Below are 16,094 nucleotides of genomic sequence, written 5' to 3'. Positions count from 1 at the left end.
GATGAAACATTTAATTATTTTTATTAGCGTCATTCTATTAAAGTCTTGCGGAAGTGCACAAAATGTCTCAAATGCTACAAATAGTAATGATATGACTACAAACAAATCCCTTTCTGGCAATTATGAAATTAAGGTTCTTGGTGAGGATGACCTTGAAATCCCTTTAAGTATTTCTTTTAATGAAACCAAACAAAGTATCTCTGGCTTTTCTGGCTGCAACCGTTTTTTTGGGTCATATAAAACAAAAGGGAATACCATTTCATTGTCTCAAATTGGCATGACAAAAATGATGTGTAAGGATTCTGCAAATCAAATAGAACAACAATTTATTAATGCGTTAAATTCAGTAAATAAATTTCAAATTACTGATACTGGATTAGCCTTACACAACGATAGTGAAGTGCTGTTAAATGCCATATTAAAAAAGGAAAAAAGATCATCAAGCCAAGAGCAAATTAAGATAACTTATAGAGCTTCAACTAGAGGTTTTTTTGAAATGATTTGGATTTATGATAAGACATTCAAGTATACTAATGACAGAAACTTAGCAGATACCTATAAATTCCAAATGTCTGAAAAACAATACTTAGAGATTTTATCACTTTATAATAATTTAGATGTAGAATCATTACCATCTTTAGAGCCACCATCAAAAACATTTCAGCATGATGCAGCTGCTTTTGCAACACTTGAAATAACTGAAGGTGAGAACATATACAAAACAAAAGGGTTTGATCATGGTAAACCACCTAAGCCAATTGCTTTATTAGTAGAAAAAATATTATCCATTAAAGAAACAATGGCTAAACAATAGAGATATTGTATTTTTGCAATGTAATTTCTTGAATGTTTAATTAAGAATAAAAATGACGATTACAGAGATAAAAAATGACATCCTTGAAGAGTTCGCAATGTTTGATGATTGGGAAGAACGTTACCAATATATGATAGATCTTGGTAAAACATTACCACTCATTGATGAGCGCTATAAAACCGAAGACCATATCATAAAAGGTTGCCAAAGTAAAGTTTGGGTTCATGCAGATATGAATGAAGATAAAGTGGTGTTTACAGCAGATAGCGATGCTATTATCACCAAAGGAATTATTGCTATTTTAATTCGAGTGTTTTCTAATCAGCATCCTAAAGACATTATTGAAGCAGATACCAATTTTATTGATGAAATAGGATTAAAAGAACATTTATCGCCAACTAGAGCCAATGGCTTGGTAAGTATGATAAAACAATTAAAAATGTATGCAATAGCATATCAAACACAGCTAAATTAGTATGGACACAACAATAGATACTAACCTTTTAGGTGAAAAAATTGTAAGGGTTTTAAAAACCATTTACGATCCTGAAATTCCAGTAGACATCTATGAATTAGGATTAATTTATGATGTTTTTGTAAATGAAGATTATGAGGTTAAAATATTAATGACTTTAACCACACCAAACTGTCCTGTGGCAGAGACCTTACCTTTAGAGGTTGAAGAAAAAGTAAAATCTTTAAACGATGTCAAATCTGCTGAGGTTGAAATTACTTTTGATCCACCTTGGAGTCAAGATTTAATGAGTGAAGAAGCTAAACTTGAATTAGGAATGCTTTAATGCTATTAGTATCATGGCAGATGAGATTATAAATAGAGTTGCTCAAAGCAAACTTGAGGTAATCGATTTAGAAGATTATTATCCTCAAGGAAAGCGTGTACAATTTGATATTAAAGATTGGCTTCATGAAGGTCTTGTACTTCGTGAAAAAGAATTTAGACAATATGTAAAAGTACATGATTGGTCACAATATCAAGACCAATATCTTGCTTTAAACTGCTCAACAGATGCTATTATTCCTGCTTGGGCTTATCTATTAATTTCTATAGAATTAGCATCGTATTCTAAAAAAACTATCATAGGAGATTTAGATGCCTTAGAAACATCAATATATCAAGATATCATTAAGAATTTAGATCTTAACTTATATCAAGACAAACCTATTATTATTAAAGGCTGTTCTAATAAGCCTGTACCAGATAATGCTTATGTATTGCTTTCAGAAGTTTTACAACCAATTGCAAAATCTATTATGTATGGTGAAGCTTGTTCTTCTGTTCCGCTTTTTAAAAAGAAAAAATAATCCTAATGACTTTGTGACTCATAAAAAAAAGATGTGTCTAATGGTCGTATAGAAATATGCTTTTCACATAATTTGTTGGTGTTCAAATAACTAATAAATTATATTTGCAATCAATAATCAATTTTAAAACTTAAAAAATGACTAAAAGATTACTTTTAACAACTGTATTAATGCTTTCAATGGTATTTGGTTTTTCTCAAACCAAAGAAGAATTACAAGCTCAAAAGGCTGAAAAGCAAGCTGAAGCTGATGCAGCTCAAGCTGAAGCTAATGCTTTACAAGCTCAAATTGATGCTTTACCAGGATGGAGAGTAGGTGCCTTTGGTACAATTGGTGGTAGTTTATCAAACTTTAACAACTGGTATGCTCAAGGAGCTCCAAACAACTCATCGGGAAATATTGGGATTACATTTAATGGTTATGCGAATTTAATTCAAGAGAAATTTTTCTGGAGAAATGCCTTAACGGCTAATTTAAATTGGGTAAAATTAGATGACAAAGATACCGATTTAGATGACGATGATTTTAATCCAACTACAGATGTATTCAATATTTCTTCATTATATGGTAGAAATTTAAGCAAAAAACTAGCTGTTTCAGCATTAATGGAATATAGAACGACCTTGTTAGATAACTTTAACGATCCTGGCTATTTAGATGTTGGTGTTGGTTTTACTTGGTTACCTATTGAAAACTTAATCGTAGAGGTTCATCCATTAAACTATAACTTTGTTTTTGCAGATAACGACACTGTTTTTGAATCGTCTTTAGGTGCAAAAATCGTAGCAGATTACACAAGACAAATTGGAGCAGTAAACTTTAAATCTAACTTATCTGCGTTTCAGAGTTATGAAAGTGGAGACTTATCTAACTGGACTTGGACGAACTCTTTCGGTTATACACTTTGGAAAATGATTGGTGTAGGTTTTGATTTTGGTTTAAGAAGTAACAAACAGGAAGCGCTTAACTATGCATTAGCAACTTTTGATGGTATGGGAGATGCTCCAGATTTTGATAACGTAGATAACGATTTACAAACCTATTGGACAATTGGTTTGAGCTATAAGTTCTAAAGAAAATAACCATTTACTAAAAAAGCCTTTTGTAAGATTACAAAAGGCTTTTTTGTTTGGTTTATTTATGGGATTAATTTTTCTTAGGCTCATTTTTTCTAGTAACCAAAGCATCTTTACTAATTTTTGCTAAATTGAAATTAGCATCCATTGTTATGGCTTCATCTAATAAAGCTATAGCTTGATCTATATTGTCGTTTTGGTTCATATTAAAAACAATTAAAGCTTTTAAATATGTTAATGCACCTTTTAAAGACACTTCATAAGGCTGTTGCGATTCGTAAAACGCCTTTTTCATGTCTGCTTTTACATTTGCTAATCCATAATCTACACTAGCTTTAGCTCCAGCAATATCTTGAATTTGAGTCTTTAAATCTGCAATTTCATAAGCTAAATACGCATTAGGTTCTTTTTGAAATAATACTTCATAAAATACAAGAGCACGTTTTGGTTGGTTTAAAGCTTTTAGTGCTAATGCCTTAACCTCTGTATTAATATTAGAATCTGTTGCATTATTGTCAATACCAATGGTATTTAAAGCTTCTAAATTTCTGCCTTCAGAAGCATAGATATAAGCTAAGGTATCAAGTCGTTGTTGATTTGGTGCTAAGACATTAAGATGCGTCATAGCATTAATAACACCTTGAACATCACCTTGAGATTTCATTTGGTTATAATAGCCTTCAAAATGTTTTAAAAGCTCAGATTTTGTTTGTGCTGTCAAGCTCATTGAAGCTAATAAAACTAACAGACATAGAATGTTTTTCATAATGTAACTATTTAGTGTGTCAAAACTAAAAAAATAAACAAAATAGAATCATAAAAAGATGCTAATTGTTACAGTTTAATTTGAAACTCATAATTTAAAACATGTATCAGTTTTGAAGAATCAATAATTTTACCTTGACTAATTTGAGTATCATCAAAGCATGGTAAAGCCAAGTTTTTAGTTTTACATATTGAAGTATAATAGCTTTGTTTTGTTGGATGAGGTGTCGTTGCTATATTAAAAGTTTCATTCCAAATGTTTTGCTCTAAAACACTTTCAATAATAGCAATGGAATCTTTACGATGAATTAGGTTAACAGGAGCTTTAGGGTTTTTAATGTTTTGTTTTCCTGATAAGAAGCTTGCAGGATGTCTGTCTTCATCAAATAAACCCGAAAACCGAAGTATGGTTGTATTAAAATTTGAATTTGTCTGAAACATTGTTTCAACAGTAAGAAGCTGATTACTTTTGTTAGATGTAGGAAAAGTTTCAGTTATTACAGGAAAAGACTCATCGTCATCATATACTGAAGTTGAACTCACAAACACAATGTTTTTAACTGTTGAAGCTTCTAAAAAAGGAATGAAATTCTGCATTTGTTTGACATAATTAACTTCAGGATTTTTACGTAATCCAGGAGGAATATTAAGGATTACTGTATCGCAATCTGAAAGGCATTTTTCAATACTTCCTGTAATGCCTTCCGAAGAGAGTTGAACTAAAAAACCGTCAATATTATTAGATTTTAATTTAGAAACCTTTTCTAACGAAGTTGTTGTTCCTTTAACTATGTAGCCTTTATTAACCAAGGATTTTGCCAAAGGAAAACCCAACCAGCCACAACCAATTACACAAATGTTTTGCTTCAATGTCATGTGTTTTTTATAACTGGAAATGTACAAATTATTAGTTTTAGTATAATTCGCTAATTTTCAGTAACTTTAAGAACAACACAAAAAACACTATTGGTTATGGGTATTAAAAGTTTTCAAGGCGCAAGGAAGCAACAGCAAAATACAGTTGAAGCTCCAGCATTTAAAGTAAGTGATTATATGTCACGCGAATTAATCTATTTTAAACCAGAACAAACGGTTGAAGAAGTGATACAAATCTTAATAAGAAATAAGATTTCTGGTGGTCCAGTTGTGAATGATAACAACGAATTGGTTGGTGTCATTTCTGAAGGAGATTGCTTAAAACAAATAAGCGAAAGCAGGTATTATAATATGCCAATGGAACAACATATAGTTGAAAATAGAATGATAAAAAATGTTGAAACTATTGATGGTAACATGAATATATTTGATGCTGCAAATAAGTTTTTAGAATCTAAAATACGTCGTTTTCCAATTGTTGAAAACGGAAAATTAGTCGGACAAATTAGTCAGAAAGATGTGCTAAAAGCTGCGATTGCATTAAAAGGACAGAACTGGAAATAATTAATGACGCTTCTGTCTCACTTCGGGCAAATCTGTAATAATTATTTTTTGTTTATCTGTGCTTTCTAAGGAAGCAATTTTTGAATAAGGATACTCTGCAATAGGTTCACTTAAAGTTTTCCATTTTGCAACTCCTGCAACAGTTACAGTTTCTCCAATTTCTATAACACCTTCTTTATAACGCAACCGTTTATTAAAGCCAAACAATGTTGTATGGTCAATATTATAATGTTTTAAAACAGCTATAAATTTTGGTGTTGGATCATTAAAGGTTCCCGAATTTTGATCTTGATCTTTTACCAAAAAGCAGTTATAGTTTTTAGGACTATCTTTAGGCGAAACAATTACAAAATCGTTATTGGTGTTAACAAAAAAATCTTGAGAACGTTCTTCTTCAACAAGCGTTTTCCAATGCGAACTTTTTCCGTGACTTACATGCTGCTGAATGATAATTTGATAAAACACACATTCGCGTTTTGAATAAGGTGCAATTAGTGGCTCTTTAACATGTAGTGCTTTGCCACTCACTTTAGATAATTCGTTAGTTTTTAAACTTGAAGCTGGTTTATTCGGAATTCTAGAAAGCGTTCTTTTAATGACATTTTTTTTGTTGAAATAGAACGATAAGAACATGATGATTCCTAAAAATGAAAAGCATAAAATGATAATAATTGGTGTGCTCATGAAGTATATAAAGGGTTCGACTTATTAGTAGCAACCAATTACAAATAGTTACAGCTAACTTTCACGTTTTACCAATGCATAGTAGTCGCCTTCTAATGGCAAATAGCCTTGGTCATACACAAAATAATAAATGGTTCCAGCTTTGGTCGTATAGATGCTTGTAAAGTAATTAAAGTCGAAATCTTTTTCAATGAGCTTTGCTCGTGAAACTTTGGTTTTTTGATTTGGATTTAAGGCTTCAAGGATGCGATAATTTTTCCGAAGCCAATTATTGGTGTTTCTTATCAGGTTTTTTCGGTCTTTATTAATGGTGTTGTTGTATGAATTTCGACAGGCATCACTACAGAATTTTTTATCAATTCTTCCAACTATTTTTTCTCCGCATTCTGGACACTTCTTTTCCATAATTAATCATTTAAAATTGAAATATAGTTAATCCAAGGACCCACTTCAGTTTTATACTGTTTAGCCATAACGCGACTTATTTGTGCAACATGTCCCAAATCGTGAGTTACCCAAGTGGCTAACAATTGAGATAAGGTTACTTTACCAAGTTCAGGATGAGTTCCTTTTAAAGACAATTGATCTTGTGTTAGATTTAAAGCTTTAAGTTTTTTTAGATTTTGAATTCGTAACGCTTCAAATTCATTTAATAATTGGTTTAGTGTTTTTCCTTTGGAAGCTTCAAATTGAGCAAACCGATCAAAAGGTTTAAAGGTGTTGTCTTCCGAAGCATCTAATATGAGATGTATTCTAGTCATCCAATCGGTTTTTTCACCATGAATTAAATGTCCTACAATATCAAAAGCACTCCAAGTATCATCACTTTCATTGCAGTAAATCCATTCATCAGACAATTTGCCTAAAAAAGATTTTAAGGTTTTTGGTGTTTGTTCTAATATCTCGATGGCCTTATTAACACTACATTTCATAGTGTCAAGGTACAAAAATTATTATCCGTTTACAAACGACAACAAACACTTACAAACGAATTTAAACAGGTAACAACCGACTAATATTTGCATGCTGTTTCATATTTGCAGTGTTGAATTGAACTAACGACATTCGACATAATTAAAACCTTATCTTATGAATACGTTAAGAAACAAAGTACAATTAATTGGAAACCTAGGGAACGATCCAGAAATTGTTAATCTTGAATCAGGAAGACTATTAGCTAAATTTTCAATCGCTACAAATGAAAGCTATAAAAATGCACAAGGCGAAAAAATTACAGACACGCAATGGCACAATGTTGTGGCTTGGGGAAAAACGGCCGAAATTGTAGAAAAATATGTAACTAAAGGCAAAGAAGTTGCTATTGAAGGTAAATTAACCACAAGAGCTTGGGATGATAAAGAAGGCAATAAACGATATACCACAGAAATTGTTTGTAATGAGTTGCTGTTGCTTGGTAATAAGTAGCTTATAGTTTATTGTAAATTAAAGTTAATTGTCATTTCGGGTGTTTCGACTTTGCTCAGCACAGGCTTTGTTGAGAAATCTATTATATTAGATTTGTCGTTTCACTCTAAATGACATTTTTTTTATTCTGAAACCTTAATTCTCCGTTTAGCTTCATTGCCAAGTTCATCTACAACAGTAATTAAATGCGTTCCAGTTTTTGGAATAATTGCCAATTCATGAATGTCTTTCGTGGTACCAATATATTGCTCATCTAAATACCAATATACTTGAGTTTCTGGTTTTGAATGCGCAATTTTTAAAATTAAATCATTGGTTGTTCCATCAAAATCTTTTGGAAGAAATACCGAATTATTTGCTTTTGGATAAATAAAACTCATGGTTGTTTGGTTGTCACCTACACAATCCAATCGAAGTTTGGGCAAGGGTTTGTAAAACGGATTTTTAGTTTTGTAGTAATAGGCTTTTAAAGGCGATAATACAAACCAAGGTTTATGCTTTATATTGTTTAAATCTTCACAGGATGAATTTACCTGATAGGTTTCGGTAGCATCTACGTGAACGAGAACATGATAAGGACAAGGTTCTGTTTTTAATCCGCTAAGTTGAATGTAAGTGTCTTGTGTTTCATCACAAATCGATGAAGCTCGATAACCACTTTTACTACAAATGCTAACCTGTTGCATTTCGTCAAAAGGTTGTGTAAACCATTCGCTATTTGGTAATATATCAAAAACATCAAATAAGATTGGAGCAGCAGTTTGAACACCAACCAAACCTGGTCGACCTTCGCCATCTGCATTGCCAACCCAAACACCAACCACATAATCTTTTGTAGTGCCTATTGCCCAAGCATCTCGAAAGCCAAAGCTGGTTCCTGTTTTCCAAGCGACTTGTTTAGAATCATCAAAAAACTCCCAACTTTCATCACCTTCAGGACGGTTGACTTTTTTTAAACTTTCGTAAGTGAGATAAATGGAAGCTGCATCAAATATGGTTTTGTTTGTACTTTTTTTTCCGAAGTCAATAGTTTCCGAAGCTAAAAATGTTGGTTCAACAAATTCATTGGTATAATATTCGCTTGAGGTTTCTGAAAAATGATTTAAGGTCGACGATAAAGCGGCATAACTTTTACATAAATCCCAAAGATTACTTTCGGCACCTCCAAGAATTAGTGATAAACCATAATGATTGGCATTGTATTTTAAATCTTTGAGTTGTAATTGTTTCAAGTATTGATGAAAACGATCTAGTCCAAAATCTTGAAGCATACGAACAGCAGGAACATTTAGCGAACGTGATAAGGCACGACTGGCAGGAACGACTCCATCAAATTCTTTATTAAAATTTTCTGGATGATAACTTCCAAATTGCGAAGGAATATCTGCAACCAAGGTGTTTGGTAATAGGTCTCCAGCATCTAACATGGCAGCATATAAAAAAGGTTTTAAAATGCTGCCTGTACTTCGAGGCTTATCAATGATATCGACATCTTTTTGATGAATTTTACTTGTAGGTGAATTGCCAATATAGGTTAATACTTTTCTAGTATGAACATCTAAAACAAGAACTGCTGTATTGTGGATTTCATTTTGTTTAAGTACGTTGTAATGACTTTTTACAATGTGATTTACACGCTCTTGAAGTTTTGTGTCAATAGTAGTTTGAACACGTTCGCCTTTGTGCTTTTGAGCTATTTTTTGCAACAAATGTGGCGCAATTTGTGGTAAAGGATAAGGTTTTTTTGGAAGACTTTCAGCAATAGATAATTTGTAAGTAAGCGAATCTATAATAGCATTTTTAAGCAGCTTTTTAAGTAAGCGATTGCGTTTTTGTAATAAGCGTTCTTGATTTTTACCTGGATATATTAAACTTGGTGCATTTGGTAGCACAGCCAAAGTTGCGTTTTCTGCCCAAGATAATTGATGCGCATCACGATTAAAATAACGCCAAGCAGCAGCATCTAAACCAACAACATTTCCTCCAAAAGGCGCATTACTACTGTAATAGGCTAAAATCTCTTCTTTAGAGTTTCGAAACTCTAAACGCGATGCCAATATTAGTTCTTTCAGTTTTTCTAAATAAGTTCTGGCCTGACCTTTTCTAGATAACCGAATCACTTGTTGTGTTAGTGTGCTTCCGCCTCGTTTTACTTCTCCTGAGCTGATATTATCTTTTAAAGCTTTAAAGATTGAAACAGGATTAAAACCAGGATGCTTGTAAAAATATTCATCTTCAAACTGAACAATACACTCTTTAAATTTCTCTGGAACATTATCGTTATGTGGAAATCGCCATTGACCATCGGAAGCTATTTGAGCTCCTAAAAGCTCGTTGTTTTTTGAGGTAATAACAGTTGATGTTGGATCTTTAAATAAATTTTTAGGTAAGCAAAAAACATAGAAAACCATAAATATAAAAAGGAGTATACTTTTCTTTTTATGGGTTTTTATGAAGTTTATTAATTTCAATGTATTTGTGTAAAACCAGATGTTAAACTATTTTTTCAAATTCATATTCACGTTCTACTTTACAAACTCTAACTTTATACCAACTGTACCAGTCTTTACGACCTTTTTGTTGTGCAACCAAGTGATCGGTTTGTTGTTTCCAACTTTTGATAGCGTCTAAACTTTGCCATATCATCATAACCTTCGGTATTTTCAGAATGTGTAGATGTAAAAATAACTGCGTAGTATGGTGTTGTGTTTTTCATGGTATATTTTTTTTAAATGGATATCATTTAGAAAGAGATTCTTCGCCTTGTTCTTAATGACACTTATTTTTCAACTTCAATCCAACGGCCTTTAGTTCTCACAAAAAAGTCGTTGTCATACATAGCTTCAACTTGTGTTCCTGGTAAATAATACGTTCCTAAATAGGCAGCATTAAGCATCACTGTAAATATTTTGGTACCATTAGAACTTCCATTTCTTCCTAAGTCGAAATAAAAATTAACACGATCGTCTCTAATGTCTGTATATCTTGCTGTACTTGTAGTTGTATCTCCAAAATCAGTAAAACGCGTATTTACAATGTCCCATCCTGAAGGAAAAATTTGGGTTAACGCAACATCATTCAAACGTCTATCATCTTTATTGCTCACACTAATTCTAGCTACAATATCTTGACCTTGCTGAAGCTTAGACACATCAATATGATTTCCTTTTAAATCTTGATAGATTACAGACACGCTTAAACCGCGTTGTTCGGTTAGTTCATTTCCTAAAGGAAGTTTACCAGAATTCAAAACTCTTACATAAACCAAATTGTTTTCAGCATTTTTTAGAGTTATTGTATTGCTTCCTTCTTCTATGAAAAGCTCACGTTGGGCAATGCTGCTTTTGGTGTCAATAGTTTCTGTGTGTCCATTAATCGTATAAGTGAGTTTCATGTTTTTTCCACCATTGGTTTCCACTAATTTTGCCATAGCTAAAAGGCTATAAGCTGTAGTTTGTGTACTCATCCAAACATCGCTTGATAAATCTTTTGCTATTGTTTTAGAGAGCGCTCTTGCTTTTGGATTTTGAGTGATAATCATAGTTTCGAGAGCCATTGCTCGATTTCTATTGACCGAACCATAAGTGTAGTAGTTATGATTTACAGGTTGAAAATTAACATTCGCAGTTTCAGACAATTGTTCACTAGCTTCTTTTTGTCCAGCTAGAGCGTAAGCCGCTGCTAATCGCCATTTGGCTTCGTTAGAAATTTCTTCAAATTCTCGTAATCGATTCATAGATGCTAAATCTGGACTACCAGCTAAGGCTAAAGTGTATAACCTGTAAGCTTGCGCTAAATCGGAATGGTAATGTCTGTAACTTGGTCTCCAATCTCGAGCCGCTTGTTTTTGATAACGCAACCAATTGCTTTTAAAAGATAATGGCAAGACATAACCCTTCTTTTCGGCTTCAATCATAAAGTGTCCAGCATAACTCGTTCCCCAATCATTGGCAGAATTTTCTCCCATCCAATAACTTAAACCTCCATCTGGTCTTTGAAAATTACCTAAACGCTTAATTCCACTTTCAATGTTTGACTGAATTTTTCGTTTCTTCTCATACTTTAAATCAAAGATGTCTGTTAAGTATAACTGCGGAAACACTCCAGATGTGGTTTGCTCTACACAACCATGAGGATATTTAATTAAGTATTGTAATCGTTTAGAAAAATCCATTGGAGGAAGCGTAGAAAACTCTACAGTTGCTGAATTGCTTCCCGAAACTCCAAAGGTTGAAAACTCTAATGTTTTACTAGCATTTGCTTCAAGCTCTGTAGTTTCAAACTTTGAAGTTATCGGATTAGGATTCACCACATCTAGTTCTACTTTATGGGTTGACTTCTCTCCATGTCCAGTAGCAATTATTTCAACAGTATTAATGCCTTTGGCTTTACTGACATCCAATTCGAAGTAAGCCATTTTTTCATCAGGTTTTGAAAATGATAATTGCTTTGAAGCTTGTCCAACAACTGAAATACCATCGCTTAATTTTAAACTTAGATTAACGTTTTTAACCTTTTTTTTCATAGCAAAAACGGTTACTGGAAGTGTTACTTTTTCACCTGGACTTAATTTTCTTGGTAAGCTAGCTAATACCATTAAAGGTTTTTTAACTTCAACCGATTTGTCTGTGCTGCCATAAGCTTCAGTGTTATGATTTCCTGCAACGACCATTGTTCTTACTGCACCAATATAATTTGGAAGTTTTATGCTGTGTGAATTTCGTTCACCAGCTTTCAATTCAAAAGGTCCTAAATAGGTAACCACAGGTTTAAATCGGTTTGCTTTTTTATTCTTTCCTTTTGCTGCACTACCATCACCACCAATAGCAAATACCTGATCGATACTACCTGAATAAGCTCCAATGACATCGTCAAAAATATCCCAAGTTTTGATACCTAAGGCTTCACGAGAATAAAACTCATTCCAAGCGTTTGGTGTTTTAAAACGTGTTAAGTCTAGTAAGCCTTCTTCAACCATTGCAATCGTGTAGGTCATTGATTTGTTGTTTTTTTCAGTAATAAAAACTTCAAATTCTTGTTCAGGTCGTAAAACACTTGTCATTCTTAGTTCTGGTTCGAGAATGGTTTTAGGATCTTCAACTAAAATAGGAATCACACCATACAAACGAATTGGTAAATCGTTACTCGTTACAGCGTGAGGTTGCAATAAAGAAATATTGACAAATACATTTGGAGCCATTTTAGAAGTGATTGGAATTTTTACTTCGGTTTCACCTTTGGTTGTTTTAATCCATTTGTGTTCTAAAACTTCGGAACCATTTTCGATACTTACTAAAGCTCTTCCTTCACTTCCAGATGGAAATTTAATAGTTGCAGTTTCGCCAACGTTGTACTTATTTTTATCTGAAGCAAACACTAACATTTTGGCTGCTTCTTTGTCGTTTCCAGTAGATAATCCAGACCAGTTTTTATAAAAATAAGCGGTTCGTCCAGTAGCATGACCACTTACAGGATCGTAAACTCTTATGAGATAGCGACCTCTTTCATTCTCAGGAATTTTAATAGTAAATGATGTTTTTCCGTTGGTTCCAGTCGTTGCTTTTTGTTCAAGAATTGGTCTGTGGTAACTGCTAGATACATAGTTGGATAGATTGTCGTAAGAGGAATTCCACCACCAACGCCATTCTATTTTATACACTTTAATTTCTAGATTGTCTCGCTGAATTGGTTTTCCGTTTTTATCAACGACTGCCAAATCAAAAGTTTGATTGGTATCTGTAAAGTATGAACCATAATAATTTCCTTTAGGCGATTTTAAGCCAACATAAGAGTCGTAAGGCGAATAGGGTTTTGTAAAAGCATCAAGAGAAAAATCACCACCATTTTCGAAAGCTCTCACTAAAAATTGTGCATTGAGCATTCCAGGTGCATTTTTTCCAATATTCAGTTTTGTGTTAATAATTGCTTTTCCATTGTCATCGAGATTCCCTTCAAACACATTGAGTTCTTCAGAATTGAATTGTCGTGTAGGATCTCTAAACACATAACCTTTATAATTTTTAAAACTGGTGTATGAGGTGCTAAATTTAGCTTTTACTTCGGCTTTAATGCTTTTGGCTGGTGCACCATGTAACCATTTTACATCAAGTGTTCCGTTGAGCGGTTCTGTTCCTGAAAGTACATCATCTTCAAAATCAATTTTAATTTTAAGTCGGTTAGGCTTAACCGTTTCAATTTTTAAAGGCTTGTAAAATTGTGCTCCTCCAACAGATACTTTTGCGTTGTAGTTTCCTGTGTTATATTCTGAAGCTGTCGGAACAATAAACTTGTAAACATTGTTGAGGTGATTTGAAGTTACTTTTTTATAAATCAGTTTTCCGTTAGGATCTGTGACTTCTAGTTTTACAGGATGACCTTTTGGAAGCGGATTCGCTTTGTCATTTAGCATAAAAGTTAAGAATAGAGAATCTCCAGGTCGCCAAACGCCACGTTCGCCATAAATATAACCTTTAAGTCCGCGTTGCAACTTGTTTCCAGACACGTCAAACTTGCTTAAAGACAATGAATTGCCATCGGTAAGTCTTAGGTAGCTGGTGTTATTTCCTTTTGAAACAATAGCAAAATTAGCATGTTTATTAGCTTCAATCGTTGCTAAACCTTCAATATCTGTTGAAACTGAAGCAATTTCTTGTTGCTGAAAATTAAATAAAGTAATGGTTGCTCCAGTTTCAGGAGTTGTATTTAAAATATTAGTTACTGCAAAATAATAGGTATTATCTGCGCTTAGTTTTGCAATGACACCTAAGTTAGAAGCTAGTAAATTTTGTGATACGATTTTATTTTCATTGTAGTAAGCATCATGACAAGGGTTATCGCGTTGCCTCCAATTGTAAGTATAGTTTCGATATCTATATGTACGATTATCCCAATATGCTTCTTCTTTTAAATCGTCATCTTCGGTATTGGTTTCTGAATAAGAATCATAATAATCCTCTTCGTAGTAGTAATCTTCATATTCGTCTTCTTCTACTTCTGTATTGGGATTAGCGTCACAGTTGTATAAAGAATAGTTTTTATTGTAACTAAGCTCAATGCGATAAATAGCTCCTGCATCTGCTTTAAAAAAATGGGATAAATCGATACTATAAGCTTTCCATTTTCCTGAATTTTCGGCTGCAGTTTGTAGCTGAATGGTTTGTTTGGCAATGCGACGACCAACGCGTTTGATTTCGTTTTGATTGTTACTATTCATTGGGTTGTCTTGAAGAAACTGTAGTACATTATCTTCAAATATTTTAATGACGCGAACATCTACAGCACTTAAATTAACAGCTTCAAAATTAAATTTAAGATCGTTTGAGTTTGGCAAAATGGTTCCGTTACTGATTAAGCGAACCATAGGTTTTAATTCTTCGAAAGACATAATTTCAGAAAAAGAATTTTTTAATTTATAGCCATCTGTATTAGAAATGCCTTGAAACACATCCACTTGAATATCGCCAACAAGTTTACTTTCAGGATAGACTTTAAGGACGTTTCCATCAACACTGAATTTTGGGTTTTTCGCATTTTGAATGGTTACCAAACCATCAAAATTTTGTTGTTTTTTTAAAGGATCTGAAAAGTTAATGGATAAATATTGTTCTGGACTTTTAACCGATTCAACATTGATTATTGTGAAATTATTTCTACCAGGAATTGCAAATTTACTTTCACCTTTATTATCCGATTTTATGGAGGCTCCATTCCATTTTATTGTAATTTCTGAATCATCAACCATACGATGAATGCTATCAATTTTAAATTCGAAATACTTTGAATTCTCTATCAATTCATTAAAATGAATATTTAAGGGTTTGCCGTTTTGCGAAGCTTTAACAAGCGTTTTTGCATCTTTAACAGATATGATGTCTGCAGATCTTATAACTGCTTCTAAATATTGCCATGGTTTTGAATACGATTGCAAATCGTTAGTACTCAAACTAAAATTAGGTGTTATGGTTTTAAATTGAAACACATAATCTTCATAGTGTTTTGGCATATTTTTGTAAATTTCGTCAAGCTTAATAAGAACTGTATATTCTGTACTGGGTTCTAAATATTCATCTGGAGTAAAGACTAAAGTATGCGAGTTTGAGGTTTTTAAACTGCCTTCAACATGAGGTGAAATATGAATAAGATTCTCAGTAATTTCTTGACCTTCTTTCCAGCCTTCAACAGCTTGAGCTAAATTAATTGTAATGGGTTTTGTAACCGATTGTAATCCAGTAGTGGTGTAACTAATATAATCTCTGTATTTAAACAGATTGTCTGTGTCTTGAGTAATGCTATCTTTTTTGCAAGACACCACAAGTGTTAGACATATTAGGAGAATTAAAGACGAATTTAGTTTCATGATCTGAGCCTTATTTTTTGGTTTTATACTTAAAATTCAAAACCACCATTTTGATGGTTGAATATTATAAAAGTAATATATTAATGAAGCTTAAATAGTTTAGTTATTTTATATGTAATTGATAAAATAGAATTCGTTATTGGTTGTATAGAATTCGTTTTTTAAAACGATTATTTCGAACCAAAGTGAGACATTTCATAACAAAATCTCT

At 32.8% G+C, this 16,094-nt stretch carries 15 protein-coding genes; 7 read left to right on the top strand and 8 right to left on the bottom strand.

Translation table 11 applies throughout. The annotated features are described in order from the left end of the window. The first annotated feature begins 1 nt into the window (after position 1). From ACP15M_RS05940 to ACP15M_RS05920, 5 genes are all read left to right on the top strand, one after another. The gene (locus tag ACP15M_RS05940; protein WP_425076269.1) at positions 2 to 814 is read left to right on the top strand and encodes an META domain-containing protein; all 813 of its coding nucleotides are present in this window, start codon (positions 2 to 4) and stop codon (positions 812 to 814) included. Between the two features lie 52 nt (positions 815 to 866). Next, positions 867 to 1,289, top strand: a complete 423-nt coding sequence (locus ACP15M_RS05935; RefSeq protein WP_425076268.1) for a SufE family protein — start codon at positions 867 to 869, stop codon at positions 1,287 to 1,289. Between the two features lies 1 nt (position 1,290). Further along, a complete protein-coding gene (locus tag ACP15M_RS05930; protein WP_425076267.1) occupies positions 1,291 to 1,614 on the top strand; it encodes a DUF59 domain-containing protein in 324 nt (107 codons plus the stop codon). Between the two features lie 13 nt (positions 1,615 to 1,627). Next, positions 1,628 to 2,137 (top strand): DUF2480 family protein, encoded by a 510-nt coding sequence (locus ACP15M_RS05925; protein ID WP_425076266.1) that lies wholly within the window; start codon positions 1,628 to 1,630, stop codon positions 2,135 to 2,137. Between the two features lie 137 nt (positions 2,138 to 2,274). Beyond that, positions 2,275 to 3,210 carry a DUF3078 domain-containing protein gene (locus tag ACP15M_RS05920; protein WP_425076265.1) on the top strand — a complete coding sequence of 312 codons (936 nt, stop codon included), beginning with the start codon at positions 2,275 to 2,277 and terminating at the stop codon, positions 3,208 to 3,210. 73 nt (positions 3,211 to 3,283) lie between these two features. On the opposite strand, the gene ACP15M_RS05915 is transcribed toward ACP15M_RS05920, so the two are convergent. Next, positions 3,284 to 3,979: a hypothetical protein gene (locus tag ACP15M_RS05915; protein ID WP_425076264.1), complete on the bottom strand. Its 696-nt coding sequence runs from the start codon at positions 3,977 to 3,979 to the stop codon at positions 3,284 to 3,286. 68 nt (positions 3,980 to 4,047) lie between these two features. After that, on the bottom strand, positions 4,048 to 4,848 hold the full coding sequence (locus tag ACP15M_RS05910; RefSeq protein ID WP_425076263.1) for an NAD(P)H-binding protein: 801 nt from the start codon (positions 4,846 to 4,848) through the stop codon (positions 4,048 to 4,050). 102 nt (positions 4,849 to 4,950) lie between these two features. Between ACP15M_RS05910 and ACP15M_RS05905 the strand changes: the two genes are divergently transcribed. Next, positions 4,951 to 5,418 carry a CBS domain-containing protein gene (locus ACP15M_RS05905; protein WP_425076262.1) on the top strand — a complete coding sequence of 156 codons (468 nt, stop codon included), beginning with the start codon at positions 4,951 to 4,953 and terminating at the stop codon, positions 5,416 to 5,418. Here the strand turns inward: ACP15M_RS05905 and ACP15M_RS05900 are convergent, their stop codons facing one another. Genes ACP15M_RS05900 through ACP15M_RS05890 form a run of 3 tightly spaced genes read right to left on the bottom strand, consistent with a single transcriptional unit; the run spans position 5,419 to position 7,034 of the window. Next, positions 5,419 to 6,102, bottom strand: coding sequence for a hypothetical protein (locus ACP15M_RS05900; RefSeq protein WP_425076261.1), 684 nt, complete (start codon positions 6,100 to 6,102; stop codon positions 5,419 to 5,421). Positions 6,103 to 6,156: 54 nt separating this feature from the next. Continuing rightward, on the bottom strand, positions 6,157 to 6,507 hold the full coding sequence (locus tag ACP15M_RS05895; protein WP_425076260.1) for a hypothetical protein: 351 nt from the start codon (positions 6,505 to 6,507) through the stop codon (positions 6,157 to 6,159). A gap of 2 nt (positions 6,508 to 6,509) precedes the next feature. Continuing rightward, positions 6,510 to 7,034 carry a DinB family protein gene (locus tag ACP15M_RS05890; RefSeq protein ID WP_425076259.1) on the bottom strand — a complete coding sequence of 175 codons (525 nt, stop codon included), beginning with the start codon at positions 7,032 to 7,034 and terminating at the stop codon, positions 6,510 to 6,512. A 157-nt stretch (positions 7,035 to 7,191) separates the two neighbouring features. On the opposite strand from ACP15M_RS05890, the gene ACP15M_RS05885 reads away from it, so the two are divergent. After that, positions 7,192 to 7,527, top strand: a complete 336-nt coding sequence (locus ACP15M_RS05885; protein WP_425076258.1) for a single-stranded DNA-binding protein — start codon at positions 7,192 to 7,194, stop codon at positions 7,525 to 7,527. Between the two features lie 122 nt (positions 7,528 to 7,649). On the opposite strand, the gene pbpC is transcribed toward ACP15M_RS05885, so the two are convergent. From pbpC to ACP15M_RS05870, 3 genes are all read right to left on the bottom strand, one after another. Beyond that, positions 7,650 to 9,938 carry a penicillin-binding protein 1C gene (gene pbpC / locus ACP15M_RS05880; protein WP_425076257.1) on the bottom strand — a complete coding sequence of 763 codons (2,289 nt, stop codon included), beginning with the start codon at positions 9,936 to 9,938 and terminating at the stop codon, positions 7,650 to 7,652. Positions 9,939 to 10,020: 82 nt separating this feature from the next. Further along, positions 10,021 to 10,176: a hypothetical protein gene (locus ACP15M_RS05875; RefSeq protein ID WP_425076256.1), complete on the bottom strand. Its 156-nt coding sequence runs from the start codon at positions 10,174 to 10,176 to the stop codon at positions 10,021 to 10,023. A gap of 130 nt (positions 10,177 to 10,306) precedes the next feature. Continuing rightward, positions 10,307 to 15,883 carry an alpha-2-macroglobulin family protein gene (locus tag ACP15M_RS05870; protein ID WP_425076255.1) on the bottom strand — a complete coding sequence of 1,859 codons (5,577 nt, stop codon included), beginning with the start codon at positions 15,881 to 15,883 and terminating at the stop codon, positions 10,307 to 10,309. Positions 15,884 to 16,094 lie beyond the last annotated feature (211 nt).

It is taken from the genome of Psychroserpens sp. S379A (genome assembly GCF_049800755.1).
Taxonomy (GTDB): Bacteria; Bacteroidota; Bacteroidia; order Flavobacteriales; family Flavobacteriaceae; genus Psychroserpens.
The sequence above is the reverse complement of the archived record's forward strand: the minus strand, read 5'-3'. Positions and strand labels throughout refer to the sequence as shown.